This window comes from Streptomyces akebiae, from assembly GCF_019599145.1.
GTDB classification, from domain to species: Bacteria; Actinomycetota; Actinomycetes; order Streptomycetales; family Streptomycetaceae; genus Streptomyces; species Streptomyces akebiae.
In genome coordinates this window covers 204,648-223,638 of sequence record NZ_CP080648.1, presented here as the reverse complement: position 1 = coordinate 223,638, position 18,991 = coordinate 204,648, and the positions used below count along the sequence as shown (strand labels likewise).

The 18,991-nt window shown below is 74.1% G+C and carries 1 protein-coding gene; it reads right to left on the bottom strand.

What is annotated here, in order from left to right; all coding sequences use genetic code 11:
* Window positions 1-3: 3 nt before the first annotated feature.
* Window positions 4-18,987: a type I polyketide synthase gene (locus tag K1J60_RS46715; RefSeq protein WP_317619763.1), complete on the bottom strand. Its 18,984-nt coding sequence runs from the start codon at window positions 18,985-18,987 to the stop codon at window positions 4-6.
* Between the last annotated feature and the right edge of the window lie 4 nt (window positions 18,988-18,991).

Genomic DNA, 18,991 nt, shown 5'->3' with positions numbered 1-18,991 from the left:
TGGTCATCGGGGGAGTTCCCCGATCCACCGGTGGACTGCGCGAGCCGTCGTCCCGACGTGCTCGGCCATCATCGTGAAGTGGTCGCCCGGTACGTCGACGACGTCGCGAGCGGCCTTCCACGCGCTGCGCCAGTCACGGCCGTCGGCGGGCTCGCGCAGCGGTTGTGAGGCACGCAGCAGGAGAGTCGGGAAGCGGGTGTCGGGGTCCGGGTTCGTCCAGAACAGGCTGCCGTACCAGGCCATCGCGGTGAGACGGCTGTCGTCCATGGCGACGAACTGCTCCACCCGGTCGAAGACTCCCTCGGAAAGCTCGGCGTTCCACTCCACCATCAGTGGGTCGTCCAGAGCGTAGACATCCGCCAGCACCAACCCCGCAGGCGGGGACCCCAGTTCGGCCATGCGCACCGCCAGCCTGTGGGCAAGCAGCGCGCCTCCGGAGTGCCCGAAGAGGACGACCGGGGTGCCCTCGGCGTGGGCGAGGACACCCTGCGCCTGCCAGTCCAAGGCGATTTCGGGGGTCGCGGGCAGCAGCTCGCCGCGGCCGTAGCCGAGGACGGGCACCGCGGCCACGCGGCGTGCGCCGCGCAGCGGTGCGGCCAGCCGGGCGAACTCGTGCGGGCCGCCGCCGGCCGTCAGGCCGCTGACACAGACCAGCAGTTCGGGCGCCGGGCCGTCGGCGAGGGTGGTGAGCTCCGCCGGTCCGCCCGCCTCGGCCACGTCGTCGGCCATGGGCCGGAACTTCGCCGTTTCGCCGACCAGTTCGAGGAACTCCTGGATCCGCCCGGTGCGCACTGCCTCCCGGTAGAGGGAATCCAGCAGGCCGACCGGGTTGCGGTCGGTGGGCGAGATGCCCAGCACCGGGGCGGGCGCCGTCCCGGCCGCGGCGGTGTCGCCGGCCGCACCGCCGACGAGGTGGCGGGCGAGGGCGGCGGGTGTGGGGTGGTCGAAGACGAGGGTGCCCGGCAGTGTCAGGCCCGTGGCCTGCTCCAGCGTGTCGCGGATCTCCAGCGCGGCGACCGAGTCGACGCCCAGCTCCAGGAACGGGCGGTCGGGGGTGACGGACTTCGTGTCGGTGTGCCCGAGCACGCCGGCGGCCGTCGTACGGACGAGGTCGAGCCCCGTCCGCTGCCGGTCCGGCCCGGTGAGGCCGGATCCCGCGTCCGCGTCCGGCGCCGGAGTGCGCGGAGCGGCCGACAGCCGCTGGACCTCCGGGAGTTCGTCGAACAGCGGGCGGTGCCGGGCCAGGGTGTAGGCGGGGTGGAAGCGCCCCCAGTCCACGTCGGCGACGACGGCGCACGGCGCCGGTGCGGCCACCGCCTCGGCCAAGGCGGCCCAGACCGTGGCCGGATCCAGCGGGCGCAGGGCGGGACGCGGGGCGGCCGGGTCCTCCTCGCCCGTCGCCCACGGCCCCCAGGAGACCGAGGTCGCGGGCAGGCCGAGGGAGTGGCGGTGCGCGGCGAGGGCGTCCGTCCGGGCGCTCGCGGCGGAGCGTACGGCGGCTCCCCTGCCGCCCCAGACGCCGGTCCCCGAGGAGATCAGGACGAACGCCTCTAGGCCGGTGGCCAGATCGCCGGTCACCTCGTGCAGCACCTGGGCGCCGTCGGCCGCGGCCGACGCGCGCAGGTCGCCGGGGCACAGCTCCGTCCAGGGGGTGTTCGCCTCCGCACCCACCGCGTGGACCACGGCGGTGAGCGGTCGGTCGGCGGGGATCGCCGCCAGCACCTCGGCGACGGCGGCCCGGTCGGTGACGTCCGCGGCGGCGAAGGTGACCTCGACGGGCAGGCTCTCGGCGAACTCGCGGGCGCCCGGCGCATCGGCGCCCCGGCGGCCGAGGAGCACCAGATGTCCGGCTCCGTTCGCGGCGAGCGCCGTGGCCAGCGCCCGGCCGCGGCGGCCGGTTCCGCCGGTGACCAGGACGGTGCCCGAGGGCTGCCAGGGCGCGGCGCCGGTGGACGGCGGGGCGGTGGTGACCCTGCGGGCCATGGGGGTGGCCCGCAGGGCGATCTGGTCCTCGCCCGACGTGCCGGCGGCGAGCAGCGCGGCCAGGCGCGCCGCGGTCCTCGTATCCGGGCTCGCGGGCAGGTCCACCAGGCCGCCCCAGCGGTGCGGAGCCTCCAGGCCCAGGGTGCGGCCCAGTCCCCAGACGGCGGCGCGGGCGGGGTCGGCGGGCGGGTCGGCAGGTCCGGTGGCGACGGCGCCCGTGGTCAGGCACCACAGGCGGGCGTCCGCCGCGATGTCGTCGAGTGCCTGGGCGAGGGCGAGGACCGTCGCGGGTTCCTCCGCCAGGCAGATGACACCGGTGACCGCGGACGCCTCGTCGTGGGCCCTCCGCAGCACCTCGGCGCATGCCTGCCTGCTGTCCCCCGTGTCGGGGACGTCGGTCACCCGCATTCCCTGTTCGCGCAGTTGCGCGAGCAGGGCGGTGGCGCTCCCGTCCGCGGCGCCCACGGCGAGCCAGGTGCCGTGGGGGACGGCCCGGTCCGGCTCGGGCAGGGGGCGCCAGGTCACCTGGTAGCGGCCGGTCCGCTCGCCGTCCCGCGCCGCGACGGGGTGCGGTGCGGGCCAGTAGCGGCGTCGCTGGAAGGCGTACGTCGGCACATCGGGGCGGGGCCCGGTGGCGGGCCCGAGGAGCGCGTTCCAGTCGACGGGGACGCCGGCCGTGTGCAGCCGGGCGACGGCGGTGAGCAGCGCAACGGGCTCCTGCCGGTTGGAGCGCTGGAGCGCCACGGCGAGGGTGGCGGTGGTGTCGTCGAGCGCCCGGGCGCGTTCCAGGGTCCGCTCCATCGGGACGGTGAGCGCGGCCCCGGGTCCGATCTCGGCGAAGCGGGTCACGCCCTGGCCGAGAAGGGTGCCGACGGCGTCGGAGAAGCGGACGGTGGCGCGTATCTGGCCGACCCAGTACTCCGGGGTGGACATCGCGCCGTCGTCGTCGAGCCCGGTGACCGTGGACACCAGCGGGATGCGGGCGGGGCGGTACTCCAGGGTCGCGGCCACGGCGGCGAAGTCGTCGAGGACGGGGTCCATGTGCGGGGAGTGGAAGGCGTGCGAGACGTCCAGGGAGCGGATCCTGCGGCCGGTGCGCCTGCCTTCCTCGGCCAGTTCCTCCAGAACGTCGACGTCGCCGGAGAGGACGAGCTCGTCGCGGGTGTTGACGGCGGCGATCGCCACGCGGTCCTCGTACCCGGCGAGCGCGGAGCGCGCCTCGGCCTCGGACATCCGGACCGACATCATGGCGCCGCCCTCGGGCAGCGCCCCCATCAGCCGGGCTCGGGCGGCCACCAAAGTGCAGGCGTCGGCGAGCGACAGGATGCCGGCGACGTGCGCGGCGGCGAGTTCTCCCACAGAGTGCCCGGCCAGCCGGTCGGGGGTCAGGTTCCAGGATTCCAGCAACCGGAAGAGGGCCACCTCGAAGGCGAAGAGGGCGAGCTGCGTCCAGGCGGTGCGGCCGAGCGCGTCGGCGTCATGGAGGACGACGTCGCGCAGCGGGCGGTCCAGGTCCGGGTCGAGGTGGGCGCAGACCGCGTCGAAGGCGTCGGCGAACACCGGGTATTCCTCGTACAGTTCGCGGCCCATGCCGAGGCGCTGCGCGCCCTGGCCGGAAAAGACGAAGGCGAGGTCGCCGCTCGCGGCCACGCCGCGGACGATATCGGCTCCCGGGACGGCACCGGCGGTTCCGGCGAGTCCGGCGAGCCCGCGGCGCAGCCCGTCGGCGTCGGGCGCCAGCACGACAGCCCGGTGTTCCAGGCCGGCCCGGGCCGTGGCCAGTTGGCGGGCGACAGCGTGCAGGTCGAGCGCTGCGCCGGTGCGGTCGAGGTGCGAGCGGAGCCGGTCGGCCTGGGCGCGCAGCGCGTCCTCGGACCGGCCCGAGACGGGCCAGAGCACGAGCGGAGCGGTGGCGTCCGGCTCGTCGGCGGACGGCGGGGTCACCTGCGGCGCCTGCTCACGCGGGGCCTCCTCGATGAGGACGTGGGCGTTGGTACCGCTGATCCCGAACGAGGACACGCCGGCCCTGCGGGCGTGGCCCGTCTCCGGCCAGTCCCGCGCCTCCGCCAACAGCTCCACCGCTCCGGCCGACCAGTCCACATGCGGCGTCGGCTCGTCCACGTGCAGCGTCCGGGGCAGCACACCCCGACGGATCGCCTCCACCATCTTGATCACACCCGCGACACCCGAAGCCGCCTGCGTGTGACCGATGTTCGACTTCACCGACCCCAGATACAGGGGCTCCACACGGTCCTGCCCGTACGTCGCCAGCAACGCCTGCGCCTCGATCGGGTCACCCAGCCGCGTACCCGTACCGTGCGCCTCCACCGCGTCGACCTCGGACGTCTCAAGACCCGCCGCGGCCAGAGCCGCCCGCACCACCCGCTGCTGCGCGGGACCGTTCGGCGCCGTCAAACCGTTCGACGCACCATCCTGATTCACCGCCGAACCCCGCACCACAGCCAGCACCTCGTGCCCGTGACGACGCGCGTCCGACAGCCGCTCCAGCAGCAGCAGACCCACACCCTCACCCCAGCCCGTGCCGTCCGCGGCAGCCGCGAACGCCTTGCACCTACCGTCCCCGGCCAGACCGCCCTGGCGGCCGAACTCGGCGAACACCGCGGGCGAGGGCATGACGGTGACTCCGCCCGCGAGTGCCATGGAGCACTCGCCGGTGCGCAGCGACTGCGCCGCCAGGTGCAGCGCCACCAGCGACGACGAGCACGCCGTGTCGACGGTCACCGCCGGGCCCTCAAGGCCGAAGGTGTAGGAGATACGGCCGGACAGCACGCTGTTGGAGGTACCGGTCAGGGCGTGGCTTTCGGAGCCCTCCGGCAGGACGCCGGCCATGGCGTAGCCCGCGGCGGAGGCGCCGACGAAGACACCGACGCGCGTGCCCCGTACGGAGGTCGGCGCGATGCCCCCGCGCTCGAGCAGCTCCCAGGAGGCTTCGAGGAGCACCCGCTGGTGCGGGTCCATGGCGACGGCCTCGCGGGGCGAGATGCCGAACAGGTCCGCGTCGAACTCCGTGGCGTCGTGCAGGAATCCGCCCTCGGGGGTGAACCCGCCCGCTCCCGACAGGTCCCAGCCCCGGTCCACGGGGAACGGCGACATGGCGTCGGTCCCGGCCGCGACCAGCTCCCAGAAGCGCTCCGGGGAGTCGGCGCCGCCGGGGTAGCGGCAGCTCATCGAGACGATGACGACGGGGTCGTCCGTGTCGGCGAGTGCGGCGGGCCGTGCCTGCGCGGGTGCGGCGTCCGGCTCCATGACGCCGAGCCGGGCGAGGAGTTCGGCGGCGGCCACCCGGGCGGTGGGGTGGTCGAAGACCAGGGTGGCAGGAAGCCGCAGGCCGGTCGCCCCGGCCAGGCCGTCGCGGACGCGGATCGCGGTGAGGGAGTCGATGCCGAGTGCCGTGAAGACCTCGTCGGGGTCGACGGCTTCGGAGCCGCTGTGGCCGAGCACACCGGCGACGACGGTGCGCACCAGGTCGAGCAGGATGCGGGTGCGGTCGGCGGGGACAGCGGCCCCGAGCCGCGCGCGCAGCTCGTGGCCGGCCCCGTCGTCGGCGGTCGCGAGGGCGGCGCCGTCCGCCTGCGCGGCGACCGCCTCCGGCAGGTCGGTCAGCAGCGGGCTCGGGCGGCGCAGCGTGAACGAGGGTGCGAAGAGGTCCCAGTCGACGTCCGCGACCACGCCGGTGGCGCGGCCGGAGTCCACGGCGGCGGACAGCGCGGCCAGGCACAGCCTCGGTGCCATGGCCGTGATGCCCCGGCCCCGGAGGTACTCTCCGGCTTCCCGGTCGGCCGCCATGCCGCTGCCGCCCCAGGCGCCCCACGCCACGGACGTGGCGGCCCGGCCCCGGGCCCGGCGCTGTTCGGCGAGTGCGTCGAGGGCCGCGTTGGCTGCGGAGTACGCGGCCTGCCCGCCGCTGCCCCAGACCCCGGCGATCGAGGAGAACAGCACGAACAGCTCGGCCCTCTCCCCCAGCAGGGCGTCCAGGTGGAGCGCGCCGAGCACCTTGGCGTGGGCGGCCTCGGCGATCTCGGCCGGGGAGGTGACGGCCAGCGGCACGGTGGCCGCGACACCGGCGGTGTGGACGACGCCGGTGACCGGGTGCTCGGCGAGCAGCGCGGCCAGTGCCTCGCGGTCGGCGACGTCGCAGGCGACGACGGTCGCCGTCGCCCCGAGCGAACCCAGCTCGGCGACCAGCTCGGCGGCGCCGGGCGCCTGGGGACCGGAGCGGCTCACGAGGAGCAGTTCGGTGGCCCCGCGTCCGGTGAGCCAGCGGGCGACCTCGCGGCCGAGCGCACCGGTCCCGCCGGTGACGAGCACCGGACCGCCGGGGGTCCACGGCTCGGTGACCGGGTGCGGTTCGGGGGCGGCACGCCGTACCCGGCGGGCGAAGACTCCGGACGGCCGTACCGCCAGCTGGTCCTCGCTCTCGGCGGCGCCCGCCAGGAGCGCACCGAGCCGGGTCGCGGACCGGGTGTCGGTGGCGGACAGGTCGATCAGACCGCCCCACCGCTCGGGGTGCTCCAGGGCGGCGCTGCGCCCCAGACCCCACAGCATGGCCTGGGCGCGGCTCACCTCGCCGTCGACACGGCCCACGGCGACCGCACCGCGGGTGACGCACCACAGGGGTGCGCCGGATCCCGCGTCGCCGAGCGCCTGGAGCAGGGTGACGGTGTCGCCGGTCCCGGTGGGCAGAGCAGCGCCCTCGGGGTGCGGGCGCTCGTCGAGCGCCAACAGGGAGACCACACCCGTCAGGCCGTCCGGCTCCGGGAGCGCGGCGGCGAGTTCGGCACGCCCCGTCCCGGCGGGGACGGTGATCTCGGTGAGGTCCGCCCGGCCGAGCGCGGTGCGTACGGTCGCGCGTTCCGCTTGCGCCCCGGACGACGGGAGGACCAGCAGCCAGCGCCCCGTCGGCGCGATGGACGGCAGTCCGACCAGCGGGCTCCACGCCACGTCATAGCGCCAGGAGGCGACGACGGTCTCCTGGCGGCGGCCCTGCCGCCAGGCGGTGAGGGCGGGCAACACCTGGGCGAGGTCCGGCGCGTCGATGCCGAGGGCCTTGGCGACGGCCTCGGTGTCGCCGCTCTCGACGCCGCCCCAGAACGCCTGCTCGGCAGGATCGGTGCCCGCCTGGGCTTCCGGTCCGGCAGCAGGGCGCTCGACGGGGGTGGGCCAGTAGCGGTCACGCGCGAAGGCGTAGGTGGGGAGGTCGACGGGTCGGCTGTCGGGCAGGACACCGGTCCAGTCGACGGGGACACCGGCCACGTGGGCTTCGGCGAGCGCGGTCAGCCAGCGCGTCGCGTCACCACGGTCGCGGTGGAGAGTGGCCAGCGTGACACCCGGATGACCGGACGCCTCCAACGACTGCTCGATACCAGGAGTCAGCACGGGATGCGGACTGGACTCCAGGAACACCGACCGGCCATCAGCCAGCAACGCGGCCGTCGCCTCGTCGAACCGCACCAACGACCGCAAGCTCTCATACCAATAGCCCGCATCCATCACCGCCGTATCGATACGCCCACCGGTCACCGACGAATACAACGGCACCGACGAGGACACCGGCTTCACCGGAGCCAGATCAGCGAGGATCCGCTCCCGCAACTCCTCCACCTGCACCGAATGCGACGCGTAGTCCACCGGCACCCGACGCGCCCGAACCCCACGCCCCTCACACAAAACCATCAAAGCATCGAGCGCATCCGGTTCACCCGACACCACCGTCGAACCCGGACCGTTGACCGCAGCCACCGAGACCCGGCCCCCAAAACCCGCCACCAGCTCCCCGGCCACCTCCGGACCAGCCGCCAGCGACACCATCCCACCCCGGCCCGCCAACACCCGCAGCGCACGCGAACGCAACGCCACCACACGAGCACCGTCCACCACCGACAGACCACCAGCCACCACCGCAGCCGCGATCTCACCCTGCGAATGCCCCACCACCGCCGACGGCACCACACCACACGAACGCCACAACCGCGCCAGCGACACCATCAACGCCCACAGAACCGGCTGGACCACATCCACCCGACCCCACAACACCTCGTCCCCGCTCTCCAACACCTCCCACAACGACCAGTCCACATGCGGCTCCAACGCCACCGCACACTCCTCAAGACCCTCCCGGAACACCGACGACCAGCCCGCCAGCTCCCGACCCATCCCCAACCACTGCGACCCCTGCCCCGGAAACACCAACACCGGAGCACCCTGACCCGAGCCACGCACACTCGTGACGACGCCCGGCACCTCACGGCCCTCCGCCAGCGCCTCAAGACCCCGCCGGAACTCCACCAGATCCGAACCCAGCACGACCGCCCGATGCCCCAGAGCAGCACGCGTCGCCGCGAGCGAGAAGCCGATCCGACCGACCGCCGGTCCGCCGTCCGCGTCCAACTCCCGGACGTGGTCGAGCAGACGCGCGGCCTGACCCCGCAGCGCCTGCTGCGTACGCCCCGACAGCACCCACGGCACCACACCACCGGCCTCCACCACCGGAGCGGCAGACACCTCCTCGCCGTCGAGCCCGGCGGGCCGGAACTCCTCCAGGATCACGTGCGCGTTCGTACCGCTCACACCGAACGACGACACACCCGCCCGACGCGGCTCCTCGCCCTCGGGCCACTGACGCGCCTCCGTCAACAGCTCGACAGCCCCCGCCGACCAGTCCACATGCGGCGTCGGCTCGGCCACGTGCAGGGTGGCCGGCAACACGCCATGACGCATCGCCTCCACCATCTTGATCACACCACCGACACCCGCAGCCGCCTGCGTATGACCGATGTTCGACTTCAACGACCCCAGATACAGGGGCTCCACGCGGTCCTGCCCGTACGTCGCGAGCAACGCCTGCGCCTCGATCGGGTCACCCAGCGTCGTACCGGTGCCGTGCGCCTCCACCACATCCACATCGGCCGCAGTGAGCCGCGCGGCATCCAACGCGGCACGGATCACCCGCTCCTGGGAGGGGCCGTTCGGCGCCGTCAGGCCGTTCGACGCACCGTCCTGGTTCACCGCCGAACCCCGCACCACGGCCAGCACCTCATGGCCACGCTCCAGAGCATCCGACAGCCGCTCCACCAGCAGCACACCCACACCCTCGCCCCAGCCCGTGCCGTCGGCGTCCGCCGAGAAGGCCTTGCAGCGGCCGTCGGAGGAGAGTGCGCCCTGCGTGCTGAACTCGATGAAGGTGCCGGGCAGCGGCATCACGGTGACGCCACCCGCCAGCGCCATGGAGCACTCGCCGTTGCGCAGCGACTGCGCCGCCAGGTGCAGCGCGACCAGCGACGACGAACACGCCGTGTCCACGCTCAGCGCCGGCCCCCGCAGGCCGAAGGTGTAGGAAATGCGGCCGGACAGCACACTGGCGGTGTTGCCGGTGCCGAGGTGGCCCTCGGTGGCGGTCTCGGAGCCGAGCAGCAGGGCGGCGTAGTCCTGGCCGTTGGTGCCCGCGAAGACGCCGGTGTCGCTGCCGCCGACCGAGGTCGGGTCGATGCCGGCCCGTTCGAACGCCTCCCAGGAGGCCTCGAGGAGCAGGCGCTGCTGCGGGTCCATCGCGAGCGCCTCGCGCGGCGAGATGTTGAACAGGCCCGCGTCGAAGGCGGCGACGTCGTCGAGGAAGCCGCCCGCTCGGCTGGACGAGAGTCCGTCGGGGCCGAGAAGGGTGTCGAGGTCCCAGCCACGGTCCCCCGGGAAGTCGCCCATCGCGTCGGTACCGGATGCCACCAGGCCCCACAGCGCCTCGGGCGAGTCCACGCCGCCGGGGAAGCGGCAGGCCATCCCGATGATGGCGATGGGCTCGTCCGTCGCCATCCGGCTGCCCGCGGCCGGGCGGGCGGCGACGGCCGCCGTCTGGCCGGACAGCAGGGTGAGCAGGTGCGCGGCGAGGGCTGCGGGAGTCGGGAAGTCGAAGACCAGGCCGGCCGGCAGGGACAGGCCGGTCCGGGAGGCGAGGAGGTTGCGCAGCTCCAGGGCCGTGAGGGAGTCGAAACCCAGGTCGTGGAAGGCGCGTTCGCGGTCCACGGCCGCGGGCGAGCCGTGGCCGAGGACGGCCGCGACGGCCTCCAGGACGAGGTTCTCGGCGCCGCGCGCCTGCTCGGCGGCGTCCGCGTCCGGCGCGGCGAGCGCGGCGGGACCGGCTGCCTCGACTCCGCGTACGACCGGGGCGGCCTCGGGGAGTTCGGCGAACAGCCTGCTGGGCCGTACCGCCGTGAAGCCCGGGGCGAACCGTTCCCAGTCGATGTCGGCGACGACCAGCGTGCCGTCTCCCTCGGCCAGGGCGGTGGCCATGGCCCCCAGCGCCCGGTCCTCCGGCATGGCGGGCAGTCCGCCGCGGGCCAGCCGGGCCGCGGCGGCCGGATCGGCGGCCATCCCGGCTCCGGCCCAGGCGCCCCAGGCGAGGGCGGTGCCGGGCAGACCCCGGGAGCGGCGGCGTTCCACCAGGGCGTCGAGGTGCGCGTTGGCTGCGGCGTAGGGCCCCTGCCCGGCGCTGCCGAGCACGCCCGCGACGGAGGAGAAGACGACGAAGTCGGTGACTTCGCCGGTGAGTTCGTCAAGCAGGTCGGCGGAATGGGCCTTGGCGTCGAGTACGGCGGCGAGCCGTTCGGGCGTCAGCGCGTCGAGCACACCGTCGTCGACGATCCCCGCGGCGTGCACGACCGCGGTCACGGGGTGGCGTTCCAGAAGCTCGGCCACCGCGTCCCGGTCGCTCAGGTCGCAGGAGACGACGACGGCGTCGCAGCCGCGCCCCGCGAGTTCCGCGACCAGCTCGGACGCGCCCGGTGCTGCGGGGCCGCGCCGGCTCGCCACGACGAGGCGGGTGGCGCCGCGCTCGGCCAGCAGACGGGCGACCTTGCCGCCCAGCGCGCCGGTGCCACCGGTGACCAGGACGGGCCCTTCGCTGCGCCACTCGGCGGGCTGCGTCTGCCCGGCCACAGCGCCGGCCGCAGCGGTGGGGGCACGCCGCAGGCGGCGGACGTGGATGCCGGTCGGCCGGACGGCCGCCTGGTCCTCGCCCGCGTCCCCGGCCAGCAACTGGGCCAGCCGCTCGGCCGCCCGTCGGTCGAGGCGCTCCGGCACGTCGACCAGGCCGCCCCAGCGGTCGGGGTGTTCGAGGGCGGCGACCCGGCCGAGTCCCCACAGCTGGGCCGCGTCGGGGCGGCACTCGTCGCCGGGCACGGCCACGACCGCGCCGGAGGTGAGGCACCACAGCGGTGCGGCGAGTCCGGCATCGCCCTGGGCCTGGACGACCAGCAGCAGTTCGGCGGCGGTGTCCACGCAGGCGAGCACCCCGGCGACGGGGCGGCCGCCGTCGGCTGCGGCGGACGCCAGGGCGGCCATCCGGGCGGCGCACCGCGTACGGTCCGCGCCGAGTTCCGTCATCTCGGCGACATCTGCGCCCGCGGCACGCAGGCCTTCGGCCAGCCCCTCGGGTGCCTCGCCGCCCGTGACCAGGAGCCAGGTGCCGCTCAGCCGCACCCGCCGGTCGGTGAGCGGGGTCCAGCCGACGCGGTAACGCCAGGCGTCGGTGGCGGCCTTGTGGCGGCCCCTCTCCCGCCAGGCGGCGAGGGCGGGCAGGACGGCGCCCAGGCCGTCCCGCTGGTCCTCGTCCAGTCGCAGCGCGCCGGCCACGGCGTCGGCGTCGGCCGAGTCCACGGCCGCCCAGAACTCCCGCTCGACCGGGTTCTCCGGCGCGGCGGGGCGGGGGACCACGGGAGTGGGCCAGTACCGCCGACGGGCGAAGGGGTACGTGGGCAGGGCGATCCGGGCGCCCCCGAACGGGGCGAGGTAGGCGGACCAGTCCACCGGGACGCCACGGGTGTGCAGGCGCGCCAGCGCGCGGACGAGGGTGGTGGCCTCGGGGCGGTCCGGGCGCAGCGCGGGTACGGCGGCCAGGGTGTCGACCTGCTCCGGTACGAAGACGGAGAGCACGCCGGCAGGGCCAAGCTCCAGCGCCGTACGTATGCCGCTGAGGGAGGCGATCGCCTCGGCGAAGCGGACGGGCTCACGGATCTGGCCGACCCAGTAGTCCGGGCTCGCCATGTCGCCGGGTGCCGTGGCGACGACGGGAATGGTCGGGGCGTTGTACGTCAACGACTTCGCGACCGCCGCGAACTCGTCGAGCATCGGCTCCATCAGGTGCGAGTGGAACGCGTGGGAGACGGTGAGCCGCTTGACCCGTACGTTCTCGGAGCGCAGCCGCTCCTCCAGCGCGCCGATCGCGTCGGCGTCACCGGAAACGGTCAGGGAGGTGGGCCCGTTCACGGCCGCCAGGTCCACGCCCTCGGGCAGCTCCAGCCCGTCCTCGGCCACCTCCACGGCCAGCATCGCACCGCCCGACGGCAACGCGTCCATCAAACGACCACGCGCCGACACCAAACGGCACGCGTCGTCCAGGGACAGCACCCCGGCGCAGTGCGCGGCAGCCAGCTCACCGATCGAATGACCGACCAGGACGTCCGGAGTGACACCCCAGGACTCCACCAGCCGGAACAACGCCACCTCGACCGCGAACAGCCCCGCCTGCGTGTAGACCGTCCGGTCCAGTGCCTCGCCGTCCTCGAACACCACGTCTCGCAGAGGCCGTTCGAGATCCACGCGTGCACACACCGCGTCGAAAGCGTCGGCGAACACCGGGAACGCCTCGTACAGCTCACGCCCCATACCGACCCGCTGCGCACCCTGACCCGTGAACAGCAGCGCCAGCCCTCCGTGCACGACCTGGTCCCGCACCGCGTCCTGCGGCTGCTCGCCCGCGGCCAGTGCCGTCAGTACTTCGGTGTGGTCGCCGAAGACCACCGCGCGGTGGTCCAGGTCGGCGCGAGTGGTGACCAGGGCGAGCGCCAGGTCGGCGGGGTCCGCTTCCACGCCGGCGAGCCGTCCGGCCTGCTGGGCGAGCGCGTCAGGTGTGGCACCGGACAGCGGGACGGGCAGCGGGAGGTCCGGGTGCTCAGGCTTCTGCTGGATGCCGGCGGGTACCTCGGCCGGCTCGGGTGCCTGCTCCAGAATGGTGTGCGCGTTGGTGCCGCTGATGCCGAACGACGACACGGCCGCCCTCCGCGGCCGGTTCGCCTGCGGCCACGGGCGGTTCTCGGTGAGCAGCTCCACCGCGCCGGCCGACCAGTCCACTTCCGGGGTCGGCTCGTCCACGTGCAGCGTCCGGGGCAGCACCCCGTGCCGGAGCGCCATGACGGCCTTGATCACGCCCACGACACCGGCGGCGGCCTGGGTGTGCCCGATGTTGGACTTCACCGACCCCAGGTACAGGGGTTCGTCGCGGTCCTGCCCGTACGTCGCCAGCAGCGCCCCGGCCTCGATCGGGTCACCCAGCCGCGTACCCGTACCGTGCGCCTCCACCGCGTCCACGTCGGAGGGCTCAAGACCCGCCGACGCCAGCGCGGCCCGGATCACCCGCTGCTGCGCGGGACCGTTCGGAGCCGTCAAACCGTTCGACGCGCCGTCGGAGTTGACCGCGCTGCCGCGGACCACCGCGAGCACCTCGTGCCCGTTGCGGCGCGCGTCCGAGAGCCGCTCGACGAGCAGGACACCCACGCCCTCGCCCCAGCCGGTGCCGTCCGCGCCCGCGGCGAAGGCCTTGCAGCGGCCGTCGGCGGCCTGGCCCCGCTGCTTGCTGAACTCGGCGAAGACGGACGGCAGGGAGAGCACGTTGACACCGCCGACCAGAGCCAGGTCGGACTCATGGTGGCGCAGTGACTGGCAGGCCAGGTGGAGGGCCACCAGAGAGGAGGAGCACGCGGTGTCCACGGTGACCGCCGGGCCTTCGAGACCGAAGGCGTAGGCGACACGGCCCGACAGCACGCTGGGGGATCCGCCGGTGACCAGATAGCCGTCGCCGGCCTCGGGGTCCGCCGCAAGGACGGTCAGGTAGTCCTGGCCGCCGGCGCCGGCGTACACCGCCGTACGCGACCCGGCCAGCGACTTGGGGTGGATGCCCGCGCGCTCCAGTACCTCCCAGGACGCTTCGAGCAGCAGACGCTGCTGCGGGTCCATGGCCAGCGCCTCACGCGGCGAGATGCCGAACAGGTCGGCGTCGAAGGCGGTCGCGTCGGGGAGGAAGCCGCCCGTCCGCGGGTAGTCGCCGCCGGGCGCGTCGAGGTCCCAGCCGCGGTCGGCGGGGAAGGGGCCCATCGCGTCGGCGCCGGACCGGACCAGCTCCCACAGGTCCTCCGGGGAGCGGACGCCGCCCGGGAAGCGGCAGGCCATGCCGACGAGGACGATCGGGTCGTCGTCCGCCGCGGCGTCACCGGGTACCGGCACGGCCGGGGCCGCGGTGTCGGGAACCGTTCCGGCGTTCCCGCCGGTGATCTCGGCGGCCAGGAACCGGGAGAGGGCCAGCGGGCTGGGGTGGTCGAAGACGAGGGTGGCGGACATGCGCAGACCGGTGGTGAAGGTCAGTCGGTTGCGCAGTTCGACGGCGCCCGCCGAGGTGAGGCCGAGCTCGCCGAAGGCCCGGCCGGGCTCCACCTCGGAGGCCGACTCGTGGCCGAGCACCAGCGCCACCTGGTCACGGACCAGGTCGAGCAGGAACCGGTTGCGCTCCGCCTCCGAGGCCCCGGCCAGCCGTTGGGCCGGCGGCAGGTTCTCCTGGTCGGCGGCGGGACCCTGGGCCGCGCTCTGTTCGGCTGCCTGCCGGAGGCTGCGGGCGTCGGGGAGTTCGTCGAGCAGGCGGCTGGGGCGGGTGGCGGTGAAGAACCAGGAGAAGACCTCCCAGCGGATGTCGGCGAGGGCGAGCGTGGTCTCGTCCCGCTCCAGCGCCGTACGCAGTCCCGCGAGGGCGTGTGCGGGCTCCATCCGGAGGATGCCGTGGCGTTCGAGTACGTCGCCGAAGCCCCCCTCGGCCATGCCGGCGCCCGCCCATGACCCCCATGCCACGGAGGTCGCGGTCAGGCCCTGGGCGCGGCGGTACTGCGCGAAGGCGTCCAGGAAGGCGTTGCCGGGGGCGTAGTTGCCCTCGCCGGCGGAGCCGAAGACGCCGGCCATCGACGAGAAGAGCACGAAGTCCGAGAGGTCCAGGTGCGCGGTGAGCCGGTGCAGGTTGAGGGCGCTGGCGACCTTGGCGCGCAGCGCGGTCTCGACGCGGTCCGGCGTGAGGGAGTCCACGATGCTGGAGTCGACGACTCCAGCGGCGTGGAAGACGGCGGTCAGCGGCTGGGCGGCGGGCAGCCCGGCGAGGACGGCCGCCAGTGCGTCGTGGTCGGCCGCGTCCACCGCGGCGACGGTGACCTCGGCTCCCGATTCCCGCAGTTCGGCGGCGAGTTCCGCCGCGCCGGGGGCCTCCGGGCCACGCCGGCTGAGCAGGAGCAGGTGTTCGGCGCCCGAGGCGGCGAGCCAGCGGGCCACGTGCGCGCCGACACCGCCGGTGCCACCGGTGACCAGCACGGTGCCGGACGACTGCCACGTGCGGCCGGGCGGGGCCGGCTCGGCTCGGCGCAGGCGGGGTACGAAGACCCCGGTGGGGCGTATCGCCGCCTGGTCCTCGCCCGTGCCGGCGAGGACGGCCGCCAGCCGGGACATCGCGCGTGGCCCGGGGTCGGTGGGCAGGTCGATCAGGCCGCCCCACTGGGTGTACTCGTGGGCGGCGACCCGGCCAAGACCCCAGGTCAGGGCCTGTACGGGGTGGGTGACGGTGTCGCCCGGCCCGGCGGCGACGGCGCCGGAGGTGGCGCACCACAGACGCATCGGTTCGCGGGTGTCGTGCACGGCGTGCAGCAGGGTGATGCCGGCGGCGAATCCGGTCGGGGTGGCGGGGTGCCCGGAGGCGGGGTCCTCGGCGAGGGAGAGCAGCGACAGCACACCGTCGGCGCCGCGCAGCCGCTCGGCGAGGGTGCCGCGTTCGTCCTCGGGGGCCACGGACAGCAGTTCGGGGGCGGCGCCGGCCTCTTCGAGGGCCGCGAGAACCGCGGTGACCAGCGCGTGTGCGTGGTGGTCCGGGTGTACGGCCACCATCCAGCGGCCGTCGAGCCGCCCGGCGGGGAGCTGCGCGGGCGTCCACGCGGTCCGGTAGCACCAGCTCTCGGCGCGGCTGCGTTCGCGGTCGCGCCGGTGCCAGGAGGAGAGCGCGGACAGGGCTTCGGCCAGCGGGGTCCGGCCGCTGACGTCGAGCATGCGCTGGAGGGCCGGGAGGTCCTCGTTCTCGACGGCGGACCAGAACCAGTCCTGTGCGCGTTCGGTGGGGGGCAGTTCGGGCTCGGCGGTGTCGAGCCAGTAACGGCGTCTCTGGAAGGCGTAGGTGGGGAGGTCGACGGGTCGGCTGTCGGGCAGGACACCGGTCCAGTCGACGGGGACACCGGCCACGTGGGCTTCGGCCAGCGCGGTCAGCCAGCGCGTCGCATCACCACGGTCGCGGTGGAGAGTGGCCAGCGTGACACCCGGATGACCGGACGCCTCCAACGACTGCTCGATACCAGGAGTCAGCACGGGATGCGGACTGGACTCCAGGAACACCGACCGGCCATCAGCCAGCAACGCGGCCGTCGCCTCGTCGAACCGCACCAACGACCGCAAGCTCTCATACCAATAGCCCGCATCCATCACCGCCGTATCGATACGCCCACCGGTCACCGACGAATACAACGGAACGGTGGAGGACACCGGCTTCACCGGAGCCAGATCGGCGAGGATCCGCTCCCGCAACTCCTCCACCTGCACCGAATGCGACGCGTAGTCCACCGGCACCCGACGCGCCCGAACCCCACGCCCCTCACACAAAACCATCAAAGCATCGAGCGCATCCGGTTCACCCGACACCACCGTCGAACCCGGACCGTTGACCGCGGCCACCGAGACCCGGCCCCCAAAACCCGCCACCAGCTCCCCGGCCACCTCCGGACCGGCCGCCAGCGACACCATCCCACCCCGGCCCGCCAACACCCGCAGCGCACGCGAACGCAACGCCACCACACGAGCACCGTCCACCACCGACAGACCACCAGCCACCACCGCAGCCGCGATCTCACCCTGCGAATGCCCCACCACCGCCGACGGCACCACACCACACGAACGCCACAACCGCGCCAGCGACACCATCAACGCCCACAGAACCGGCTGGACCACATCCACCCGACCCCACAACACCTCGTCCCCGCTCTCCAACACCTCCCACAACGACCAGTCCACATGCGGCTCCAACGCCACCGCACACTCCTCAAGACCCTCCCGGAACACCGACGACCAGCCCGCCAGCTCCCGACCCATCCCCAACCACTGCGACCCCTGCCCCGGAAACACCAACACCGGAGCACCCTGACCCGAGCCACGCACACTCGTGACGACGCCCGGCACCTCACGGCCCTCCGCCAGCGCCTCAAGACCCCGCCGGAACTCCACCAGATCCGAACCCAGCACGACCGCACGATGCCCCAGAGCAGCACGCGTCACCGCGAGCGAGAAGCCGATCCGACCGACCGCCGGTCCGCCGTCCGCGTCCAACTCCCGGACGTGGTCGAGCAGACGCGCGGCCTGACCCCGCAGCGCCTGCTGCGTACGCCCCGACAGCACCCACGGCACCACACCACCGGCCTCCACCACCGGAGCGGCAGACACCTCCTCGCCGTCGAGCCCGGCGGGCCGGAACTCCTCCAGGATCACGTGCGCGTTCGTACCGCTCACACCGAACGACGACACACCCGCCCGACGCGGCTCCTCGCCCTCGGGCCACTGACGCGCCTCCGTCAACAGCTCGACAGCCCCCGCCGACCAGTCCACATGCGGCGTCGGCTCGGCCACGTGCAAGGTGGCCGGCAACACGCCATGACGCATCGCCTCCACCATCTTGATCACACCACCGACACCCGCGGCCGCCTGCGTATGACCGATGTTCGACTTCAACGACCCCAGATACGCCGGCCGACCGGCCGGCCGCCCCTGCCCGTACGTCGCGAGCAACGCCTGCGCCTCGATCGGGTCACCCAGCGTCGTACCGGTGCCGTGCGCCTCCACCACGTCCACATCGGCCGCAGTGAGCCGCGCGGCATCCAACGCGGCACGGATCACCCGTTGCTGCGAAGGGCCGTTGGGGGCCGTCAGCCCGCTGGAGGCGCCGTCCTGGTTGACGGCCGAACCGCGCACGACCGCCAGCACGCGGTGTCCGTTGCGCACGGCGTCCGAGAGCCGCTCCACCAGCAGCACGCCGACGCCCTCGCCCCAGCCCGTGCCGTCGGAGTCCGCCGAGAAGGCCCTGCACCGGCCGTCGGCGGAGAGCGCGCCGGACATGCCGAAGTCGATGAAGGTGTTGGGGGTGATCATCACGGTGACGCCACCCGCCAGCGCCATGGAGCACTCCCCGCTGCGCAGCGACCGCACCGCCAGGTGCAGCGCGACCAGCGACGACGAGCACGCCGTGTCCACCGTCAGTGCGGGGCCCTCGAGGCCGAGGGTGTAGGACACCCGGCCGGAGACGACGCTGCCGCTGCTGCCGGTGCCCAGGTGTCCGGCGACCTCCTCGGGGACGGACAGGGCACGGGAGGCGTACTCGTTGTACATGACACCGGTGAAGACACCCGTACGGCTGCCGCGCAGGGAGAGCGGGTCGATGCCGGCGCGCTCCACGGCCTCCCAGGAGGTCTCCAGGACCAGGCGCTGCTGCGGGTCCATGGCGAGGGCCTCGCGCGGCGAGATGTTGAAGAGCGAGGGGTCGAAGTCGGCGACCGCGTCGATGAACCCGCCCTCGCGGGTGAACTCGACACCGGCGGCTGCACCGGCGTCGAAGGGTGCCATGTCCCAGCCCCGGTCCACGGGGAAGCCGGAGACCGCGTCGACGCCGTCCCGCACCACGCGCCACAGCGCCTCGGGCGAGTCGACTCCCCCGGGATAGCGGCAGGCCATGCCGATGATGGCGATCGGCTCGCGCTCGGCCGAATCGGCGGCGCGGAGCCGCTGGCGCACCGCGGCGAGGTCCGCGGTGGCGCGCTTCAGGTAGTCCCGGAGCTTGTCCTCGGTGGATACGGCACGTGCGCCGGCTGTCTTGTCCTGCACCGCC